The organism is Salmonella sp. 741265050_HSA (genome assembly GCF_046569445.1).
GTDB lineage: Bacteria > Pseudomonadota > Gammaproteobacteria > Enterobacterales > Enterobacteriaceae > Salmonella > Salmonella enterica.
In genome coordinates this window covers 30,237-51,576 of record NZ_JBKFSV010000020.1, presented here as the reverse complement: position 1 = coordinate 51,576, position 21,340 = coordinate 30,237, and the positions used below count along the sequence as shown (strand labels likewise).

Genomic DNA, 21,340 nt, shown 5'->3' with positions numbered 1-21,340 from the left:
ATTAGAATTCCCTATGTAAAGAATGAAAAAAAATTACGAAAAGGTCTTTCTGTGTTGCTCAAAAAAGAGTAAAGTTATTCACGTAGGGTACAGAGGTAAGATGTTCTATCTTTCAGACCTTTTACTTCACGTAATCGGATTTGGCTGAATATTTTAGCCGCCCCAGTCAGTTTATGACTGGGGCGTTTTTTATTGTGCGCAAGAAAAGTTTCGCTCACACCGTAGGCCGGATAAGACGCGCAGCGGCGCCATCCGGCATAGCGGGTGATTATTCCCCGTCCTGAATCTCTTCGACCGGTGCCAGTTCACTAAACCAGCTATCCAGCTTCTGACGTAACTTATCCACGCCCTGCTTTTTCAGCGAGGAAAACGCTTCTACCTGCACATCGCCATTAAAAGCCAGCACGGCTTCACGTACCATATTCAACTGCGCCTTGCGCGCGCCGCTGGCCAGTTTGTCCGCTTTGGTCAGCAGAACCAGAACCTGGATATTGCTCTCTACAGCCCACTGGATCATCTGTTGGTCGAGGTCTTTCAACGGATGGCGGATATCCATTAAAACGACTAAGCCCTGTAGGCTTTGACGTTTCTCCAGATATTCCCCCAGCGCGCGTTGCCACTTGCGTTTCATCTCTTCCGGGACTTCCGCATAGCCATAGCCCGGCAGGTCGACCAACCGTTTGCCCTCTACGACTTCAAACAGGTTAATCAATTGGGTACGGCCCGGCGTTTTAGAGGTGCGCGCCAGGCTTTTTTGGTTGGTCAACGTGTTCAGGGCGCTGGATTTGCCTGCATTGGAACGGCCAGCAAAAGCCACTTCAATTCCGCAATCGGAAGGTAAATGGCGAATATCAGGCGCACTCATCACAAAATGCGTCTGTTGATAATTCAGGTTAGTCAAAGCGGTCGTCTCCGTCAGTCAAAGCATTGTGGCGATTATACCTGAACGCCAGCAAAAGACGGATTTTTCGGCGCGTCGGTGCTGTAAGCAAAAGCCATACGCTTTGTGAGACATTGTCCATTGCACTTATGCGACATGACAGAGTCGTTGTCAGGCTCAAAGCCAGTTAATATAGTTAAATCATGAATTTATAGAAAGGTAATTGTCTGAAAAAAAGGGATTTGCCGTGTCGGTATCTTGTGAGTTTACCCCAAAAGAGTAAAGTAATGCACATAGCGAGGACGCTAACAGGATCAACGACTCAGGATGAGGGTCAGGAGCGCCAGGAGGCGAAGACACAGGATTGTCAGGAAGACAAACGTCCGGAGACGTTAGTAAAAGGAAATGGAAACAACATGGAATGTTCCAGGCTAAGGGAAAAACAGGGCGTGTTGATAGCCAACAGGGATGGTGGAACCCGTTAAGGGTCGTGAGTCAAGAAAAAAGGCGGCAGATTACTCTGTCGCCTTTTTTCTTTGCTTGCTTTCTGCTAGATTCCGCCTCAATTCTATACTGAATAAAACGGCTTAAAGATCTGACATCATGAAAAAACCAACCTCTGCACCGCGCAGTAAAGCCTTTGGCAAACAGCATCGTAAAACGCGTGAAGAGTTAAACCAGGAGGCGCGCGACCGTAAACGCCTGAAAAAACATCGCGGTCATGCGCCGGGAAGTCGCGCGGCGGGCGGCAATTCCGCTTCGGGCGGCGGCAATCAGAATCAACAAAAAGATCCACGTATTGGCAGTAAAACACCTGTTCCATTGGGCGTGACTGAAAAAGTGACCCAACAGCATAAACCGAAAAGTGAGAAACCTATGCTTTCACCGCAGACGGAGTTGGATTTACTGGAAACGGATGAGCGCCTGGATGCGCTGTTAGAACGTCTGGAAGCGGGCGAAACCCTGAGTGCGGAAGATCAAGCCTGGGTAGATGCCAAACTGGATCGTATTGATGAACTGATGCAGAAGCTTGGTCTGTCTTACGATGACGACGAAGAAGACGACGAAGAGGACGAGAAGCAGGAAGATATGATGCGCCTGCTAAGAGGCGGCAACTAACGGGTTTACACCGTGGGCTTGCCCGTCCTGCTTATAACCCTTCCGGTTATATGTTATCTGGTGTGGTTATTCGTTAAACTACAGCGATTGTCGCGGCGACAGAAATGGCTGCGCAGCCGGCTTGCCGCCCGTCATGGCGTGAAGCCGGTACGCCGTACCCGCCAGAGACGCCATCGGAAGGAGTGAGCATGTCTGAACAGCAAATAGACTGGGATCTGGCCCTGATCCAGAAATATAACTATTCCGGGCCACGATATACCTCGTACCCAACCGCGCTGGAGTTTTCTGAAGACTTCGAGGACGCCGCATTCTTGCAGGCTGTGGTGCGTTATCCTGAACGTCCGCTCTCGCTGTATGTGCATATCCCGTTTTGTCACAAGTTGTGTTATTTCTGCGGCTGCAACAAGATTGTCACCCGCCAACAGCATAAAGCTGACCAGTATCTTGACGCGCTTGAGCAGGAAATTCGTCATCGCGCGCCGCTGTTTGCAAACCGTCATGTCAGCCAGCTTCACTGGGGCGGCGGTACGCCTACTTACCTGAATAAAGCGCAAATCAGCCGCTTAATGACGCTGTTGCGTGAAAATTTCCACTTTAATACCGACGCGGAAATCTCGATCGAAGTCGATCCCCGTGAAATTGAGCTGGATGTGCTCGATCATTTACGTGCGGAAGGTTTTAACCGCCTGAGTATGGGCGTGCAGGACTTTAATAAAGAGGTGCAGCGCCTGGTTAACCGCGAGCAGGATGAAGAATTCATCTTTGCGCTGCTTAATCACGCCCGCGATATCGGCTTTACCTCGACCAATATCGATTTGATCTACGGTCTACCGAAACAGACGCCGGAAAGCTTCGCTTTCACGCTGAAGCGTGTGACGGAACTGAACCCCGATCGTTTGAGCGTCTTTAACTATGCGCATCTGCCAACGCTTTTTGCCGCCCAGCGTAAAATTAAAGATGCCGATTTACCCAGCGCGCAGCAGAAACTGGATATTTTGCAGGAGACCATCGTATCGCTTACTCAGGCTGGTTATCAGTTTATCGGGATGGACCATTTTGCCCGTCCGGACGACGAACTGGCCGTCGCGCAGCGCGAAGGCGTGCTGCACCGTAATTTTCAGGGCTATACGACCCAGGGCGATACCGATCTGCTGGGGATGGGGGTTTCTGCTATCAGCATGATTGGCGATGGCTACATGCAGAACCAGAAAGAGCTGAAGCGTTATTACCAGCAAGTGGATGAGCGGGGCAATGCGCTATGGCGTGGTATTACGCTGACCCGTGATGATTGCATTCGTCGCGATGTTATCAAGGCGCTGATTTGTAACTTCCGCCTGGATTTTAACGCTGTCGAACAGCAGTGGGGTTTGCATTTCGCTGAGTATTTTGCCGAAGATTTGCAGTTACTGTCGCCGCTGGCGAAAGATGGGCTGGTGGATATTAGCGAGAAGGGAATTCAGGTGACGGCGAAAGGTCGTTTGCTGATCCGCAATATCTGCATGTGCTTTGACGCGTATCTGCGCCAGAAAGCGCGGATGCAGCAGTTCTCGCGCGTCATTTAGCCGGGTTGCCCGGTGGCGCTGCGCTTACCGGGCCTACACGTTGCGACAACCTGTAGGCCGGATAAGCATTAGCGCCATCCGGCACATTGTCAGCTGAACAGTCCTACCAGCGCGGCACACAACACGGCGGCTAGCGCAGTTTGTGGCGTGTGGCTGTCGACCGCTCCACTCGATACCAGATTAATAATAGATTCTAACATAATGAATCCCCCCGTTTGCCGGGCATGATCATACTGAACTCATCGGAACAGTAAAGCGCAAAATAGCAGCGTTTTGCGCTCAATTATTAATCTTTACACTCGCGGGTAATGTTTACTCCATTCCCAGCTCTTTCAACTTTCGCGTTAGGGTGTTTCGCCCCCAACCGAGCAGCCTGGCGGCTTCCTGTTTATGACCCTGCGTATGGCGTAACGCCGTGGTCAGTAGCGTTCTCTCCAGTTCTGGCTGCGCTTCAGAAAGCAGGTTTTGATGACCGGATCGCAAGGCGCGGTCCGCCCATTGCGCCAGTAATGTAGCCCAGCTATCCGGCGGCAGGTGGGACGGGCTATCCGGCGCCGAGGCTTCAAACAGTTCGCCCGGTAAATCCTGGATCAATACCTCCTGTCCGGCGGCCATGACGGTGAGCCAGCGGCAGGTATTTTCTAACTGACGCACGTTACCAGGCCATGCCAGGCGCGTTAACGCCGTTTCGGTTTCCGGATGTAATAATTTGGCTTCCACACCTAATTCACGGGCGGCGACCTGCAAAAAATGGCGCGCCAGGCGCGGAATATCCTCACGGCGTTCACGCAACGGCGGAAGATGGATACGAATCACGTTCAGGCGGTGGAACAGGTCTTCGCGGAATTTCCCTTCCTGAACGCGTCGTTCGAGGTTCTGGTGGGTGGCGGCGATAATGCGCACATCCACTTTTACCGGCGCGTACCCGCCCACGCGGTAGAACTGTCCGTCAGCCAGCACGCGTAACAGACGAGTCTGGACATCCAGCGGCATATCGCCAATTTCGTCCAGAAACAGCGTGCCGCCGTCAGCCTGCTCGAAACGGCCCTGCCGGATGGTATTCGCCCCGGTAAAAGCGCCTTTCTCATGGCCAAACAGTTCGGATTCAATCAAATCTTTCGGGATGGCCGCCATATTGAGCGCGATAAACGGCGCTTTGGCGCGTGGGCTATGGCGATGTAGCGCATGGGCGACCAGTTCTTTACCGGTTCCTGATTCGCCGTTAATCAGCACGCTAATCGAAGAACGCGACAGCCGACCAATAATGCGAAACACATCCTGCATGGCGGGCGCTTCGCCTATCATGTCTGTTGTCGGGCCGTTAACCTCGATATTACGCGGCTGCTGCTGCTCCTGATAGTGGCTAATCGCGCGCTCGACCAGAGCGACGGCTTCATCAATATCAAACGGTTTAGGCAGATAATCAAACGCCCCCTGCTGATAGGCGCTCACGGCGGCATCTAAATCGGAATGCGCGGTCATAATGATGACCGGAAGCATCGGGTGACGCTGTTTAATCTGCTTTAATAGCGCCAGCCCGTCCATTCCCGGCATTCGGATATCCGACAGCAAGACGTCCGGCGTTTTACTGGCCAGCGCAGCCAGTACTTCATTACCATTCTCAAAGGTGGTACAGGTCAACCCTGCCCCGGCGAGAGCACGCTCAAGCACCCAACGGATGGAACTATCATCATCGACGACCCAGACTATTCCTCGTTGCATAAACACCTCTATTTCCGAATCGGCAGGTAAACCGAAAACTCGGTATGCCCCGGCCAACTGGTAAATTCAATTTTGCCGGCGTGTTGATCGATAAGATTGCGGGCGATAGATAACCCAAGCCCGGTGCCGCCTTCGCGACCGCTGACCATCGGGTAGAACAGCGTATCCTGTAAATGGGGAGGAATGCCCGGCCCATTGTCTTCAACGTCTATACGCGCCGCCAGGCGATAGCGTTCGCCATGCAGCGTTAACTGGAAGGCGGTACGGGTACGCAGCGTAATTTCGCCGCCTTCCGGCCCCAGCGCCTGCAAGGCATTGCGGACAATATTCAGCAGTACTTGCTCAATTTGTTCCGGGTCGTGCGGCAGTTCTGGCAGACTGGGGTCATAATCGCGGATAAGCCGGACATTATCCGGCAGTTCCATCGATACCAGCGCCACCACGCGCTCCGCGACTTTATGTATGCTCTCGGTAATGTGCATTCCCGGGTGCTGCGGCCCCAGCAAACGATCGACAAGGTTGCGTAGCCTGTCGGCCTGTTCAATGATGACTTTGGTATATTCCGTTAGCGCCGGGTCGGGCAGCGCCTTGCTGAGTAGCTGCGCCGCGCCGCGCAGGCCGCCGAGCGGATTTTTGATTTCGTGCGCCAGACCGCGCACCAGATCGCGGGCGGCGATTTGCTGCGCGTGCTGCAACTGCTCCTGACTCAGACGACGCTGGTTATCCATCGGCGCCATTTCGAGCAGTATAAAATCGTCGGGCAGACGTTGGGCGGTCAAAGAGAGAATATGCGAGCGACTATCAATCACCAGCGTCACTTCGTTATCGGTAAAGCCTTGCCCTGCCGCTAAACTTTCGCGCATCAGGTCAATGTTTAACGAAAAATAGCTCAACAGTTCAGGTAACGGCGTCCCGAACAGTTTGCGTGAGCTTTGCGCGAGCAACTGCTGCGCGGCAGGATTGGCGTAATGGATTGCCAGCGCGTCGTCGACCACTAGCACGCTGTTGATTAACGAATTGAGGATCTGCCCAGCATCGGGCTGTATGCCGCTTGCCATTCAGCAGTCTCCTGGAAAAGGTTGCACCATTTTAGTGCATTATAGCTTTTTACCACTAAAAAGCGCGTGAGATCAGATTGTTGGTGGAGAAAAAAGCCCATCCAGGGATGGGCTGAAAGTTTCCACGGCAACTCAAAAACTCCTGACGCCTTTCACGCTGCTGTTGTGTTGGCTGCTTTCGCTTACCCCAGTCACATCGCTATCTATGCTCCTGGGCATGTGCTCAGTTGCCGCCTTGCAGCAACGCGAAATTCGTCGGATTTTTAATATACGATTAAACGCTGTAGTACAGCTCAAACTCTACCGGGTGCGGGGTCATACGCACGCGGTCATCTTCTTCGCGACGCAGCGCAATATACGCATCGATCGCTTCATCCGTGAACACGCCGCCTGCTTTCAGGAACTCGCGGTCCAGGTCCAGCGCGTTCAGCGCTTCTTCCAGAGAACCCGCTACCTGTGGGATCTCTTTCGCTTCTTCCGGCGGCAGGTCATACAGGTTTTTGTCCATGGCTTCGCCCGGGTGAATCTTATTCTTAATCCCGTCCAGACCGGCCATCAGAAGGGCGGCAAAGCACAGATACGGGTTAGCCGCCGGGTCCGGGAAGCGAACTTCGATACGGCGCGCTTTCGGAGACGCCACCACCGGAATACGGATGGAGGCGGAACGGTTACGGGCGGAGTAGGCCAACATCACCGGCGCTTCGTAACCCGGGACCAGACGCTTGTAGGAGTTGGTGGTCGGGTTCGCCAGGGCGTTGATGGCTTTGGCGTGTTTGATGACGCCGCCGATGTAGTACAGCGCTTGTTCAGACAGGCCGGCATATTTGTCGCCAGAGAACAGGTTGGTGCCGTTCTTCGCCAGAGACATGTGGCAGTGCATACCGGAACCGTTATCGCCGAACATCGGTTTTGGCATAAAGGTCGCGGTCTTACCGAAGCGGTGAGCCACGTTATGCACGACATATTTGTAAATCTGAATTTCGTCGGCTTTTTTGGTCATGGTGTTAAAGCGGGTCGCCACTTCGTTCTGACCTGCGGTCGCTACTTCGTGATGGTGCGCTTCAACGACCAGGCCCATTTGCTCCATGACCAGACACATTTCAGAACGGATATCCTGCGCGGAGTCAACTGGCGGAACCGGGAAATAACCGCCTTTCACGCCCGGACGATGGCCTTTGTTGCCGCCTTCGTACTTGGTAGAGGAGTTCCAGGCGCCTTCAATATCGTCAATCGCCACATGTGAGCCGGAGATAGATGCGCCGAAGCGGATGTCGTCGAACAGGAAGAATTCAGGTTCCGGCCCAAACAGGACGGTATCGGCGATACCGGTCGCGCGCAGGTAGTCTTCCGCACGTTTTGCGATGGAACGTGGGTCACGGTCATAACCTTGCAGAGTGCCAGGCTCCAGGATGTCGCAACGGATAATCAGGGTAGAGTCCGCGAAGAACGGGTCGATAACCGCAGTGGACGCATCGGGCATCAGCACCATGTCGGATTCGTTAATGCCTTTCCAGCCGCCGATAGAGGAGCCGTCAAACATTTTGCCTTCTTCAAAGAATTCGGCATTTACCTGATGAGCAGGAATCGTGACGTGCTGTTCTTTGCCTTTGGTATCGGTGAAGCGCAGATCGACAAACTTCACTTCGTGCTCGTTCAGCATCGTCAAAACGTGTTCAGCGGACATACTTGTACTCTCCCGGATTGGTCATGGTCGGTCGTCGTGGTAACGAGATCTTCAATTCTGCTGGCCGTGTCGCCGTAAAAATATAAAGCGAAATCTGTGCCAACTTTCACATTGCCCCCAAAAGGCGTTATCATGCGCACCATCGTGCAAAAGGGCTGCACCACGGTGACTATGTTGCACCAAAATAGTGCTTCAATGTGAACATTAAGCACCACATTGGTGCAATAGAACGCAAGCCACCCTTTTAACGCTCCGTGAAAGCGATCACAAAGAGACTCTGCAATACTTGTTTGCGGAGGATGTTTGTGATCCTGTTTTGTAGTGCGATTAATCCGTGTACAATAACGCGCTATTTCTAATGCCTGAGGCAAAGTTGTGATCGAAAATTTGCGTAACATCGCCATCATCGCGCACGTTGACCATGGTAAAACTACCCTGGTTGATAAGCTGCTCCAGCAATCCGGTACGTTCGACGCGCGTGCCGAAACTCAAGAGCGAGTGATGGACTCCAACGATTTGGAGAAAGAGCGTGGTATTACTATCCTCGCTAAAAACACCGCTATTAAATGGAATGATTACCGTATCAATATCGTTGATACTCCCGGGCACGCTGACTTCGGTGGTGAAGTAGAGCGCGTCATGTCCATGGTTGACTCTGTGCTGCTGGTGGTTGACGCATTTGACGGCCCGATGCCGCAAACGCGCTTCGTGACCAAAAAAGCCTTTGCTCATGGCCTGAAACCTATTGTGGTTATCAACAAGGTTGACCGTCCTGGCGCGCGCCCTGACTGGGTTGTTGACCAGGTATTCGACCTGTTTGTTAACCTTGATGCGACCGACGAACAGTTGGACTTCCCGATCATCTACGCTTCGGCGCTGAACGGTATCGCGGGTCTGGACCACGAAGATATGGCGGAAGACATGACCCCGCTGTATCAGGCGATCGTTGATCATGTTCCGGCGCCGGACGTTGACCTCGATGGTCCGTTGCAGATGCAGATCTCCCAGCTGGACTACAACAACTACGTTGGCGTTATCGGCATCGGCCGTATCAAACGCGGCAAAGTGAAGCCGAACCAGCAGGTCACTATCATCGATAGTGAAGGGAAAACCCGTAACGCGAAAGTAGGTAAAGTGCTGACGCATCTGGGTCTGGAGCGTATCGACAGCGATATCGCCGAAGCGGGCGATATCATTGCGATCACCGGTCTGGGCGAGCTGAACATCTCCGACACCATCTGCGACCCGCAGAACGTTGAAGCGCTGCCGGCGCTGTCCGTTGATGAGCCGACCGTGTCTATGTTCTTCTGCGTTAACACCTCGCCGTTCTGCGGTAAAGAAGGTAAGTTTGTGACTTCTCGTCAAATTCTTGACCGTCTGAACAAAGAGCTGGTGCATAACGTGGCGCTGCGCGTTGAAGAAACCGAAGATGCGGATGCGTTCCGTGTATCCGGTCGTGGCGAACTGCACCTGTCCGTGTTGATTGAAAATATGCGTCGTGAAGGTTTCGAACTGGCGGTTTCCCGTCCGAAAGTTATCTTCCGTGAAATCGACGGTCGTAAACAAGAGCCGTACGAAAACGTGACGCTGGACGTCGAAGAGCAGCACCAGGGGTCTGTCATGCAGGCGCTGGGCGAGCGTAAAGGCGACCTGAAAAACATGAATCCGGACGGTAAAGGCCGCGTACGTCTCGACTACGTGATCCCAAGCCGTGGGCTGATTGGTTTCCGTTCAGAATTCATGACCATGACTTCCGGTACGGGTCTGCTGTACTCCACCTTCAGCCATTACGACGATATTCGTCCGGGTGAAGTGGGCCAGCGTCAGAACGGCGTACTGATCTCCAACGGTCAGGGTAAAGCGGTGGCGTTTGCGCTGTTCGGTTTGCAGGATCGCGGTAAGCTGTTCCTGGGTCACGGCGCGGAAGTTTACGAAGGCCAGATTATTGGTATTCACAGTCGCTCCAACGACCTGACGGTAAACTGCCTGACCGGTAAGAAACTGACCAACATGCGTGCGTCCGGTACGGATGAAGCGGTGATTCTGGTTCCGCCAATTAAAATGAGCCTTGAGCAAGCGCTGGAGTTCATTGATGACGACGAACTGGTAGAAGTCACCCCAACCTCTATCCGTATCCGTAAACGTCACCTGACGGAAAACGATCGCCGCCGTGCGAACCGTGGTCAGAAAGAAGAGTAATTAACGCTCTTACGGATAAAAACCCTGCCGAAATGAAAACTCGGCGGGGTTTTTTTATTCACATTGATAAAGAGATAAGGTCGTCAAAAAATCAGCAATCGCTGGCGTATTATGCCGACCAATGACAATGGTCAGTGAGCGAAGCTTTGGCAGATCTTCATCGGTTAAAATTAAATTAATGAGCTGTTCCTGGGTTAATTCATTGTCCCAATCAATATTAAATCGCTTATTCATTTGTTTCCCTTCTCTATAAGCATGAATATGGTAAAACGCTTTGCGAATATTATCATGGCGCTTAGAGGCGGGATATCGGGAGTCTGATTCAGGATGAATGAGCGGGCAGAACAACTACCCGCTGTGATGCAGATTCGAAAAATAGAGGCGATAATATCAGAAGAAATACTTCGCCCCGATACGAATCTGGTTTTGCTCTCTATGGTAGGGGCCCACGTTACGATCTAACCAGCGTAATTCAAAGTAGGGCAGCCAGTGTTCATTGATACGATAACGGAAGGTGTTAGTGATTTCCCAATGATGCTTCGTACCATTACTACTATTAAAATCATTAACGTTATAAAAATAGTGTGGTTCAAAGGTATAAGAAAATTTATCGGTAATGGTAAAATTCCAATAGTTACCGATTTCATAGCTGTCATTATTATCCAGTTCGCCATTCAAATCGGTTGAACTATAATTATTGTGATTATATCGGTTACGTACCGTAAGATTAAACCACGGGGTAAATTTATAGTTAACATCCAGATAGACGGCGCCGCCGGAACCAATGCTTTTGTCGTTTATTAACCCGCCAGGCTGGATGGTTAATTTATCTGTAGGTTTAAATAACGGATACCAGCCCTCAATCTCATTATAACCGTGCTTTAATTCATCATCACGCTGTAGCGTATAGGTATTGGTCAACATAATTCCGGCACCCATATCGGAGTTATAGCCGACGCGCAGCATAAACTCCATTTGGTCAGACGCCAGGTTATAGGCCTCACGGTTTTCTACATAAGCGCCAGCAAAAACAGAGGTGGATATTACTGAAGTTAATATCACTAGAGTATTCAGAGATTTCATAATAAATCCATTTTTCAAATATAGGGAAGCCGCCATCCATAGGGATGGATAAAGCGGCAAGCGTCGTTTAATTATTTACAGTAGAAATACTTTGTTTATTATTAGTCGCGACAATTTGATTACCTGTTTTCTTTCGTTGGGCAATTTCCTCGATAATAAAAGCGAAACGTTGTTCATTGAGCTTATAAAAAAAGCCCATCGTTAGTGCTGCGATAATGGCAAGACCGCAAGGCCATAAAAAAATGAGCTGACGCAAACCAAGCAACGTGGTGTCACTTTGAGCTATGTTGGGGATATAACCGATTTGCGTCAGCATAATACCTGGCAAAAAGCCAGCAAGCGCAGCGGAAATTTTGCGGGAAAAGGTGTAACCCGTATACACCGAGCCTTCAGCGCGAATACCCGTTTTCCATTCACCGTAGTCAACCGTATCCGGAACCAGCGCCCAGTTCAGGCTGTTGACGAAAGCGGTACCGAAGAAGGCGATACAAGAGAAAATAACAAACAGGAATGACGTTCCGCCCCAGATAAAATTCAGGATATCGCCAACGGCCCACAATATCAGACCACCAAGATAAACCTGTTTTTTCCCGAAGCGTTTTACCGCAGCAGGTACTAATAAAACACCAATCAGGATACAGCCCATGCTGAAAAAACCCATCCATGACAACAAATGAATATCGTTCAGCACGTACTGAGTGTAATAAACCTGAATGGCCAGCTTGATATTAAAGGCGGCCAGCGTGCACAAATTGGCAACGCAGAGCACCAGCAGCGGCGGATTACGAAAAATCGCGCAGAAGGACTTCAATATGCTGGGTTTATGCGTGTCAGGTACGGTTTCGATATACCGTTCTTTCACCCCGCTAAAGCTCCACCACATGCTGAACAGCCCGCAGACCGAAAAAATGACTGCTGCAATCAGATAACCCAGCGAAGGGGAACGGGTAAACAGCGCCTGAATGGGCATAAAACCTACAGTACAAAGAAGAAGGCCAATGGTAGCGCCGCCTTGTCGCCATGCGGCGAGCTGGGCGCGCTCATGCGGATTTTTGGTAATAGCGGGTACCATCGCGCCGTATGAGCAGTTCATCAGGCTGTAGAACAGACCGAACAACATAAACAGCACCGTCGCGAAGGCTGTTTTAACGGGTAAAGTAAAGTGAGTGGCAAAGAATTGCGCAGTAGCAACCAGAGCGACCGGAAATGACGCATACAGAATAAAAGGCCGAAACTTTCCTTTTGCGCCAATATTACGGCGTGAATCCAGCAATACGCCGGTGAGCATATCGGTAAAAGCGGTGAAGAATTTCGCCACCAGAAAGATAATTCCACCGTAATATGCAGGCATCCCGAGTTCATCGGTATAAAACTTCAGTAGATACAGCGTACCGATACACAGCATCAGATTTGAGCCGAAATCGCCCACGCCATAGGCGCATTTTTCCCGCAGGCTCAACTTTAGCGTTAGCGGATCATGATTAGACATAATCGCCTCTCAAAACGCCCCGCAGGGCGTTATATTTTATTGTTGTTAAACCGTATGTTTCCGGGCCTCAATCTCTTCCACAATTCGCACGTACATCTTCTCGTTGAGGTTGTAGAAACAGCCCATCGCAATAATGGTGATGACCGCCAGCACGCAAGGATAAATAAAGATCAACTGGCGTAGGCCTTCGACGGTGCCTGCCGATTGCACCACATTCGGGATATAACCGATTTGCGTCAGCATCCAGCCGGGGAAGAACCCTGCCAGCGCCTGGGAGACCTTACGGAAGAACGTGAAGCCGGTGTAAACCGTCCCTTCCGAGCGGACGCCGGTGCGCCATTCACCGTACTCCACCGTGTCGGAAACCAGCGCCCAGTTCAGGCTGTTGACGAAGGCGGAACCGAAGAACGCCAGGCAGGAGAAGGCGACAAAACTGACCGAGCCGCCGCCAAAGAAGTAGTTGAGCAGATCGCCCGCCACCCATATTAACAGCCCGCCGATATAGACTTTCTTCTTGCCAAAACGCCTTACTGCGCCGGGCATCAAAAAGACGCCGATAAAAATACAGCCCATGCTAAAGAAGCCCATCCAGGAGAGGAGGATCGGGTCGTTAAGAACGTACTGTGTGTAATAAACCTGAATCGCCAGTTTGACGTTGAAGGCGCCGAGAGTACAAAGGTTGGCGATACACAGAATAAACAGCGGACGGTTACCGGCGATGGCGCGGAACGACTGCAATAATCCAGGCTTTTGCGCGCTATCGACAGGTTTCACTTCAACGTAGCGCTCTTTAACGCCGGCGTAGCACAGCCACATAAATAGCAGGCCAAACAATGAAAATAGCGTGGCGGCGAAAATATAGCTGAGTTGGGCATTGCCTTCGATCAGGTTCATGACCGGCACAAATCCAACGGTACACAGCAGCAGGCCGAGAGTGGCGCCTCCCTGGCGCCAGGCAGCAAGCGAGGCGCGTTCATCCGGGTTCTTGGTAATCGCCGGCACCATCGCGCCATACGAGCAGTTCATCATGCTGAAAACCAATCCGTACAGCATAAACAGTATCGTTGCGACGACGGTTTTTCCCGTCACCTCAAACGGTGTGCCGACAAAGTTAGCAATCGCCAGTAGCGTTACCGGAAATGCCGCGTAAAGCACGAACGGGCGGAATTTGCCCTTCGGACCAATTTTACGCCGCGAGTCGAGCATAATGCCGGTACCCATATCGGTAAATGCGGTGAAAAATTTGGCGATAAGGAAAATGATCCCGCCGTAAGTCCCTGGTAAACCCAGCACATCGGTATAAAATTTGAGTAAATAGAGGGTCCCGATATCTAACAGGATATTGGAACCTAAATCCCCCAGTCCATAGGCAAGTTTTTCTTTAAACGGCAAGCGTAGGGTTGCCGGATTCGATGATGTTTGACTCATTATTCTTCTCCATCTGCCCGCAGGTTTCCCTGCGGGCGAGCCGTATTAGATATTCCGTAAAGAAGCAAAAAGTGAAGCCCACTCGCTCTTCGCGCGATAGAAGACCGGCGGCTTGCCAATGGGCGCATCCACGGTAATTTCACCGCCGTGGTGAACTTCGCCGGTCCAGATATTCACCCAGTGATCTTCCGGCAGGTACAGCGTCCAGTCGCAACGCCCCTGCTCGTGAACCGGCGCGACCAGCAGATCCTGACCGAGCAGATATTGATATTTCAGGGTGTAGGTTGCGGCATCGTTCTCGTAGTGCAGGAATAGCGGACGCATGACCGGCAGACCGGTAGCCGCGTTTTGCGCCACCGCCTGCTTGAGATACGGTTTCAGCGTGGTAAAGACGGTGGTCATGCGGGCAAAGTGGGCAATAGTTTCCGCGTCGCCGTCGAACTGCCAGTTATCGCCGGGGCGGTTGCCTTCATGGGTGCGCATCATCGGCGTAAAGGCGCTGAAATCGCACCAGCGCAGCAGCAACTCTTTGCTGCGTTTCATGTCAAACAGGGTGGTGTAGCCGCCGATATCGCTGTGATGCAGACCATGGCCGGTCATCGCCAGCGACAATGCCGCAGGCACTACAGAGGCCAGACCATCATCAAGGCTCCAGTCAACGTTCTGGTCACCTGCCCACATCATGGTGGAATATTTCTGACTGCCGGTGTAACCCGCACGCATAAAGAACAGGATCTCGCCGAGTTTGCCGGTCTCCTGTAGCGCTTCGTAGTTACATTTCGCCCACAGCGCAGGCCAGGCGTTATGCATGATCTCGGCGCTGACGCCGTTGTGCAGATACGTGTCGGTCGGCAGATATTCGCCGAAATCCGCCATCCAGCCGCTGCAGCCGAGCGCGATCATGTTCTTTTTGATGACGTCTTTGAACCAGTCGTAAGCTTCAGGATTGGTCAGATCGACCACGCCGCCATAGAATTCGCCAAACTCGACCAGATAGTCGCCGCCCGTGGCGTCTTTCGCCAGATAGCCGTGTTTCGCCGCCTCAGCGCAGAGGTCTTTATCACTGGCGACGTATGGGTTGATATAAGAGAGGAACTGGACGCCTTCTTCTTTCCACTGTTTGATCCGGCTATCCAGTTGCGGATAGTTGTCGCTATTCCACTTCCAGTTCCACATCACGCGCTTGCCAAAGGAGGTCATGCGGATACCGGACCAGTCCTGCGCCCAAATACCGTTCACTTTTACGCCTGCGTTGCGCATGGTATCCAGTTTTTGCTGGCAAACTTCCGTACCGCCCTGAATGCCTAGCGTGACGCCGTCATAAACCCAGTCCGGCAGCTCCGGCTGGCGGCCTAACAGCGCAGTCAGTTTTTCCAGTAGGGCGATGTAGGTGTCGGCACACTCAAAACGCAGTGTAGTTTTATCTTCCCACAGCGCCAGTTCGTGATACTCCGGCGCGCTGAAGTCGAAATTCATATAACAGCTATTTTCAACGTGGCAGTAGTATTTTTGCGTGCTGACAAAGGTCGGTTGCGGGAAGAAGGTCCAGTAATAGTCGCCGCCGGCGTTCTCTTTACAGTCTGCCTGCCAGGTGACATAGCTGGTTTTATTACGGCCAACGCCCTGTTCGCTGGTCCACAGCGGGAACGGCTTGCCGCGCAAATCGAAATAAGAGAACTGTTCGCCGCAGCCGTAGATATGGTCGTCTGGATTAGCCGCGAGGCGTAACCAGATACGGTTATGGTGCAGGTCGTCGTTTTGCAGATCCAACGTCAGGCGTCCCGCCTCATCGGCGGAGATGCGAAGGGTGGCGCTAATTGTTGCGCCACGGCTGAATTGTACCAGCCAGCCGTCGGGTAGCTCGCTGACCGTGGCCTCCGTTAATGCAATCTTCTCATTGAGTTTGTCTTTGATGCTGAAGTTGCCGCGGAACATGTCAATGTCGGCAACGCCCGCGCCAATCCACAGACAGGGGGTTTCGGCGCTGTGGCGTAAAATCAGGCGCTGCTGCCAGCTAAGCGCAAAACCATCCTGTGATGTTGTCAGTTCAAAATCGGTTGACCGTTGTGGTAGAGAATTCATTGTAATCTCCGTGAATGTAGGGTAATTCGGTAATCCATTTGGGCTAGTCACAGCCGATGGAAAAATGCAGTTGATGGATCGCTTTTGGGGCAAGATGAATCAGTGCGATCCCGGAATTAAATGCATCGGGTGGGCAGCTCATAGGCTCTACCGCGAGACCTTTTCGGCTGAGTTTTTCGCCGGTATAGATCTGTAGCCAGGGTTGGTTGCTGCGTAAAAATGTAGACATGTTCTGCGTTGGGCTGGTAAGTCTGACCTCCCACTCAGCCGGGGTAGTCGCGGTCTTAACCGCATGATCAAGGCGCGTTTCGCCGAGCAGGCATGATGCGGAAAAATCCCTGCCTGCGAGCAATTCTTCGCTTGCAGGCAGTGTTAATACACAGCTATCGATGCTTTGCAGATTACAAGTCAAATAAGGATGTGCGCCCGCGCCATAAGGGGCTGATTCATCGCCAATGTTTTGCGTACGAATAAATACGTGCAGCCCACTGGCGGCATCTAACCGATAAATCACTTCCGATATCAACGCAAAGGGATAGCCGTAAGAGGGCGGCAGAAAAATCGTTAGCGACGCTTCCGTCGCCGACTGATAATTAATCTGCCAGTCTCGCCAGGCTAACAGACCGTGAATGGCGGTCTGCGAAACCGGGTCGTTAACGGCAAGCTGGAAAACCTTGCCGTTATAGGAGTAGCAGCCATTTGTCACGCGATTGGGCCAGGGAATCAATACTTTCCCCAGATGCGCCATGGGTATTTCTTCCGGTTTATGCGGGATGACCACATGGCGTCCATGATGGGTCAGTTCCGCCAGACCTGCGCCAACCGTGACGATTTTCGCCTGGTAATGGCCCGCATTAAGCTGAATAGTTTTTCCACCGCTGTGCATGGCTGCCATCCTCATGACCTATTTCGCGTTGATATCCAGGAGACCCGCCGCGACCGCTGGAGCCAGGCCCGGCGCCAGTGGCAGACGAGGAATGACCAGACAGTGCAGCAGATGGTAAATATCTTGCTTGCCGTCCCACACTTTGGTGGTCACTTTGTTATCGGCGTCCAGCTCTTGCCACCAGGAACCATTTTCATAGTCCATCAGGTACTTAATGCAGTAGTCCCACCATTTCTGATACCACTCTTCATACTGGCTATCGCCCGTCAGGGTGTAGAGGGCGTAGGCTGTCCCCATCGCTTCCACAATCGGCCAGCGCACGCGTTCACGTACGATAGGTTTACCGTCCCAGTCGACTGAGTAGACAAAGCCGTCTGCGCCATCTGGCGCCCAGGCGTCGCGGATAGTGGCATGGAACAGACCTTTCGCGTCTTCCAGCAGCCAGGCGGGCGGCGTTTCGAAGCGGGCCTCCAGCGCAGCATGGAGATGGAGCATCAGACGGCCCCACTCAATCCAGTGACCTGGCGTACCGCCGTAGGCGCGAAAACGGTGGGCAGGATTATCTTTGTTGTAGTCGCGGATAGGGTTCCACTGTGAATCGAAGTGTTCATTGACGCGGTAATCACCGTTGCGCGCCACATCATGAATAATTACCGACGCGATACGCAGCGCGCGATCCAGCCATTTTTTGTCATGGGTAACGTCATAAACAATCAGGAACGCTTCGACGGCGTGCATATTGGCGTTGCCGCCACGGTAGTCTTCGGTTTTGCTGAAGGCTTCATCCCAGGACTCCAGGCACATCTGCTCTTCTTCACTCCAGAAGTATTTCTCAATCACTTCTATGGTGTAATCCAGCAATTTCTTGGCTTCAGGATGCCCGGTCGTGACGGCGCTGGCCGCGCCCAGCAAGGCGAAGAAGTGTTGATAACCCTGTTTAGAGGCATCTACCACGCCCTGATCATTAACGCAGGCATACCAGCCGCCGTATTTTTTGTCGCGCAGTGTGCCGTTCATGGCTTTGATGCCATGATCGACCAGATCATAAGCGCCCGGTCGGCCCATCGACGCCGCCACGGAATAAACGTGCAGCATACGCGCCGTGATCCAAAGATGGGTGCCCATCTCTTCTTTGATTTGCCCTTTATTTCCCAGCCAGCCGAAGCCTGTCGGCACCGCGGCGTTTTTACCGAAATTAAAGATGCGGTCGGTTTCCTGCTCCAGCCAGCGGTTGTGGCTCAACGTGTTAAACCATTTCATTGTTTCATCCTCGTATTAACGACGTTTTGCCATCATTTCATCGACGATCTCGCCCAGACGTTGCAATTTAGGCGCGGAAACATCACGTAGCATCAGCTCGGTATCCGGTAGACCAATCACTGATGACCAGACCGCGCGTCCCGCCAGGAACCCGGATGCGCCAGCTTCCATGGCGACCCTGACCGCGCGAGGGAACAGTTTTTCGTCCACACCGGAAGAGAGGATGACCCACGGCATATTGATATGCCCATTCAGGCGTTGTGAGGCGGTAAGAAGATCGGAACGCGCGCCTTTGCCGTAGAGCGGCATTTCAACTTTGTAAAGATCGGCGCCGCTGTCGCCCAGCTCTTTGGCCGCATCGATAATCGCCTGCTCGCGATCGAACTTGTCGCCGCAGCGCGGCGGACGTACAACCGGTTCGATAATGCTCAGCAAACCATTGGAGTGGCATAATTCATTGAATTCTTTGACCATATCCAGACGCTGTTGCGCGTCTTCGTCGCTGCGCCACAGCACCAACAGTTTTAAGGCTTTCGCGCCATCCCGTTTTACCGCCTGCGCATTAATTTTTTTATCAATGACCACGTTATCAACGGGAATACCGTTGCCCGGGATGAAATCATCCGCCGCGACGATCATGGCGCAGCTTTTAGCGACCGCGTTTTGTTCTACGGCCTGGCGATAACAGAACTGCTGATCCAGCAGAACGGCAGAGGCATACGGGGAAAGAATTTTCGCCGCATTCACTTTGAAATCCGTCAGCACGCTATCGGCAACGGGTGTTTTCGCACCAGCAGCAGCAAACATTAAACGCATCGCCTCGCGCTGATCGACAGCCAGCATGGCAAACCCGCCGGACGCTCGCGTAATGTCTTTGATGGTGTAGTTGTTCATTCAATTTTCCTTTATACAGTCGTTACTTTTTTACGTTGGCGGTCAGCCCGGCGCTGATGCGCACCTGTTCCAGGATGGCGCTCCAGTCTTCCCGACCGCGGCCTGCGGCCCGCGCCAGGTTATAAACTTCACGGGAGGCGGCGCCGAGCGGCATCGGTACGTGCAGTTGATTGGCGACATCCAACGCGATGCCAAGATCTTTGTGCGCCAGATCGATCATGAAGGCGGGAGACAGATCTCCTTTCATCACTTTATTCGGCCAGGTGGTGGTGAAATGCCCTTTGCCTGCGGCAGTGCCGCTCATCACTTTTAAAGCCACGTCGAAGGAAAGCCCCAGCGCTTCACACAGCACGGCGGCTTCGGCGGAGAGCGCATTTAGCGCAATACTCATGTAGTTGTTGATCAGTTTTACGCGAATACCCATTCCCGGGCCGCCGGTGTTGACCAGCTCATTACCCATCGCCATCAGAACAGGGGTAGCACGCTCTACTTGCTCCGCCGTACCGCCTGCCAGCAGCAACAATGTGCCGGTAATCGCGTTGTCGGATGTCCGGCCTACCGGCACATCCATCATGCTGAACCCTTTGCTCTGCATGTCGGCAATCAGCTTATCGGTTTGCAACGGATGAATAGTGGACATATCAATGACCAGCGCTTCACGGGAAAGAGTTTCACAAACGCCTTGCTCGCCAAACAAAACGGAACGAACCAGATCGCCGTTCGGGAGCATGGTGATAACAAATTCAGCGCCGATGGTTGCCTGAGCCGGGCTGCTTGCAGGTTGCGCGCCTTTGTCTACCAGACGCTGTACGGCGTCGGGATTAACATCGAAGACGCTGAGTTGATGGCCCTGCTTTAGCAGATTGCTCGCCATAGGGGAGCCCATCTGTCCCAACCCGATAAATGCTATAACTGCCATATCGTTCTCCTGAACACGGTGGTGTCATTTTTTGTCATTAATGAGCCTTTTTCTGTCTGTTTGTGATCGTATTTGTAATTTATAGTCAAAAAATTGACAGCCGTCACTTTTTAAACATTTCGTGAAATTAAAATGAGCACATCGGAAATGCTTGAGGAATGACCATGGTTCGTATTGCTTGTGTAGGTATTACCGTGATGGATCGCATCTATTACGTGGAAGGATTACCGACAGAAGGGGGTAAATATGTGGCGAAGCGCTATACGGAAGTGGGCGGCGGGCCTGCGGCGACCGCTGCCGTGGCTGCGGCGAAATTGGGCGCACAGGTGGACTTTATTGGCCGTGTGGGCGATGACGACACCGGAAACAGCCTGCTGGCGGAACTGGAATCCCTGGGGGTAAATACCCGTTATACCCGCCGCTACACGCAGGCCATGTCGTCGCAGTCAGCGATTATGGTGGATGCCAAAGGAGAGCGGATTATCGTTAATTATCCCAGCCCGGATTTATTACCTGACGCCGACTGGCTTAACGACATCGATTTTTCGCAGTGGGATGTGGTGTTGGCGGATGTACGCTGGCATGACGGCGCAAAACAGGCGTTTACGCTGGCGCGTCAGGCTGGCGTCATGACTGTTCTTGATGGCGATATTACGCCGCAGGATATTAGCGAGCTGGTGGCGTTAAGCGACCACGCCGCCTTCTCCGAGCCAGGGCTGGCACGCCTGACGGGGATGAGCGAAGCCATTGATGCGCTAAAAAAAGCACAAATGCTCACAAATGGACATGTCTATGTCACGCGAGGCAGCGAAGGCTGCAACTGGTTGGAAAAAGCGGCGGTACGCCACCAACCGGGTTTTACCGTGGAGGTGGTGGATACTACTGGCGCGGGCGATGTTTTTCATGGCGCACTGGCATTTGGCCTGGCAAGCGGATACGCCATCGAAGAGGCTGTCAGATTCGCCAGCGGCGTTGCCGCGCTGAAGTGTACGCGCCCAGGTGGCCGGGCGGGTATCCCTGATTGTGAGCAAACCCGATCTTTCTTGTCACTTTTTGTATAATATGAGCAGTAGGA

At 52.5% G+C, this 21,340-nt stretch carries 18 protein-coding genes and 2 pseudogenes; 5 read left to right on the top strand and 15 right to left on the bottom strand.

Annotation, left to right across the window (positions count from 1 at the left end; all coding sequences use genetic code 11):
• Window positions 1–268: 268 nt before the first annotated feature.
• Window positions 269–901: a ribosome biogenesis GTP-binding protein YihA/YsxC gene (yihA, locus tag ACLD4F_RS20715; protein ID WP_000183331.1), complete on the bottom strand. Its 633-nt coding sequence runs from the start codon at window positions 899–901 to the stop codon at window positions 269–271.
• A 239-nt stretch (window positions 902–1,140) separates the two neighbouring features.
• On the opposite strand from yihA, the gene ACLD4F_RS20710 reads away from it, so the two are divergent.
• The 3 genes from ACLD4F_RS20710 (at window position 1,141) to hemN (ending at window position 3,561) form a co-directional block, all read left to right on the top strand.
• Window positions 1,141–1,365, top strand: a complete 225-nt coding sequence (locus ACLD4F_RS20710) for a hypothetical protein (RefSeq protein ID WP_001541209.1) — start codon at window positions 1,141–1,143, stop codon at window positions 1,363–1,365.
• A gap of 118 nt (window positions 1,366–1,483) precedes the next feature.
• The gene (gene yihI, locus ACLD4F_RS20705; RefSeq protein WP_079944623.1) at window positions 1,484–1,999 is read left to right on the top strand and encodes a Der GTPase-activating protein YihI; all 516 of its coding nucleotides are present in this window, start codon (window positions 1,484–1,486) and stop codon (window positions 1,997–1,999) included.
• A 188-nt stretch (window positions 2,000–2,187) separates the two neighbouring features.
• Window positions 2,188–3,561, top strand: a complete 1,374-nt coding sequence (gene hemN / locus ACLD4F_RS20700) for an oxygen-independent coproporphyrinogen III oxidase (RefSeq protein ID WP_079944622.1) — start codon at window positions 2,188–2,190, stop codon at window positions 3,559–3,561.
• 89 nt (window positions 3,562–3,650) lie between these two features.
• Here the strand turns inward: hemN and ACLD4F_RS20695 are convergent, their stop codons facing one another.
• The 4 genes from ACLD4F_RS20695 to glnA all read right to left on the bottom strand — a co-directional run bounded on the left by ACLD4F_RS20695 (window position 3,651) and on the right by glnA (window position 8,025).
• Complete coding sequence (locus tag ACLD4F_RS20695) at window positions 3,651–3,761, bottom strand: YshB family small membrane protein (protein ID WP_001578131.1); 111 nt, start codon at window positions 3,759–3,761, stop codon at window positions 3,651–3,653.
• 112 nt (window positions 3,762–3,873) lie between these two features.
• Window positions 3,874–5,283: a nitrogen regulation protein NR(I) gene (gene glnG / locus ACLD4F_RS20690; protein WP_001188782.1), complete on the bottom strand. Its 1,410-nt coding sequence runs from the start codon at window positions 5,281–5,283 to the stop codon at window positions 3,874–3,876.
• An 8-nt stretch (window positions 5,284–5,291) separates the two neighbouring features.
• The gene (gene glnL / locus ACLD4F_RS20685; RefSeq protein WP_000146194.1) at window positions 5,292–6,341 is read right to left on the bottom strand and encodes a nitrogen regulation protein NR(II); all 1,050 of its coding nucleotides are present in this window, start codon (window positions 6,339–6,341) and stop codon (window positions 5,292–5,294) included.
• Window positions 6,342–6,615: 274 nt separating this feature from the next.
• Entirely contained in the window at window positions 6,616–8,025 is a 1,410-nt protein-coding gene (gene glnA, locus ACLD4F_RS20680; RefSeq protein WP_001271699.1) for a glutamate--ammonia ligase, read from the bottom strand.
• A gap of 375 nt (window positions 8,026–8,400) precedes the next feature.
• Here glnA and typA point away from each other — a divergent pair, with 375 nt between their 5' ends.
• A complete protein-coding gene (typA, locus tag ACLD4F_RS20675) occupies window positions 8,401–10,224 on the top strand; it encodes a ribosome-dependent GTPase TypA (RefSeq protein ID WP_000572064.1) in 1,824 nt (607 codons plus the stop codon).
• A gap of 54 nt (window positions 10,225–10,278) precedes the next feature.
• Here typA and ACLD4F_RS20670 read toward each other — a convergent pair.
• The 10 genes and pseudogenes from ACLD4F_RS20670 to yihU form a co-directional block, all read right to left on the bottom strand.
• Window positions 10,279–10,350: pseudogene (locus ACLD4F_RS20670) on the bottom strand (hypothetical protein); the annotation flags it as partial.
• Window positions 10,351–10,458 (bottom strand): annotated as a pseudogene (locus tag ACLD4F_RS20665) (cytoplasmic protein); the annotation flags it as partial.
• A 156-nt stretch (window positions 10,459–10,614) separates the two neighbouring features.
• A complete protein-coding gene (gene ompL, locus ACLD4F_RS20660) occupies window positions 10,615–11,307 on the bottom strand; it encodes a porin OmpL (RefSeq protein ID WP_000838829.1) in 693 nt (230 codons plus the stop codon).
• 67 nt (window positions 11,308–11,374) lie between these two features.
• On the bottom strand, window positions 11,375–12,796 hold the full coding sequence (locus ACLD4F_RS20655) for an MFS transporter (RefSeq protein WP_411011010.1): 1,422 nt from the start codon (window positions 12,794–12,796) through the stop codon (window positions 11,375–11,377).
• A gap of 45 nt (window positions 12,797–12,841) precedes the next feature.
• Window positions 12,842–14,224 (bottom strand): MFS transporter, encoded by a 1,383-nt coding sequence (locus ACLD4F_RS20650; RefSeq protein ID WP_058216155.1) that lies wholly within the window; start codon window positions 14,222–14,224, stop codon window positions 12,842–12,844.
• Window positions 14,225–14,269: 45 nt separating this feature from the next.
• Window positions 14,270–16,306, bottom strand: a complete 2,037-nt coding sequence (locus ACLD4F_RS20645) for an alpha-glucosidase (RefSeq protein ID WP_079944620.1) — start codon at window positions 16,304–16,306, stop codon at window positions 14,270–14,272.
• 43 nt (window positions 16,307–16,349) lie between these two features.
• Window positions 16,350–17,207 carry an aldose-1-epimerase gene (locus ACLD4F_RS20640; RefSeq protein ID WP_079944619.1) on the bottom strand — a complete coding sequence of 286 codons (858 nt, stop codon included), beginning with the start codon at window positions 17,205–17,207 and terminating at the stop codon, window positions 16,350–16,352.
• A gap of 3 nt (window positions 17,208–17,210) precedes the next feature.
• Window positions 17,211–18,452 (bottom strand): sulfoquinovose isomerase, encoded by a 1,242-nt coding sequence (gene yihS / locus ACLD4F_RS20635; protein WP_076727648.1) that lies wholly within the window; start codon window positions 18,450–18,452, stop codon window positions 17,211–17,213.
• 15 nt (window positions 18,453–18,467) lie between these two features.
• Entirely contained in the window at window positions 18,468–19,346 is an 879-nt protein-coding gene (gene yihT / locus ACLD4F_RS20630) for a sulfofructosephosphate aldolase (protein ID WP_001067413.1), read from the bottom strand.
• Between the two features lie 22 nt (window positions 19,347–19,368).
• Window positions 19,369–20,265 carry a sulfolactaldehyde 3-reductase gene (gene yihU, locus ACLD4F_RS20625; RefSeq protein WP_000268248.1) on the bottom strand — a complete coding sequence of 299 codons (897 nt, stop codon included), beginning with the start codon at window positions 20,263–20,265 and terminating at the stop codon, window positions 19,369–19,371.
• 164 nt (window positions 20,266–20,429) lie between these two features.
• Between yihU and ACLD4F_RS20620 the strand changes: the two genes are divergently transcribed.
• Complete coding sequence (locus tag ACLD4F_RS20620; RefSeq protein WP_001520529.1) at window positions 20,430–21,326, top strand: sugar kinase; 897 nt, start codon at window positions 20,430–20,432, stop codon at window positions 21,324–21,326.
• Window positions 21,327–21,340: the final 14 nt, after the last annotated feature.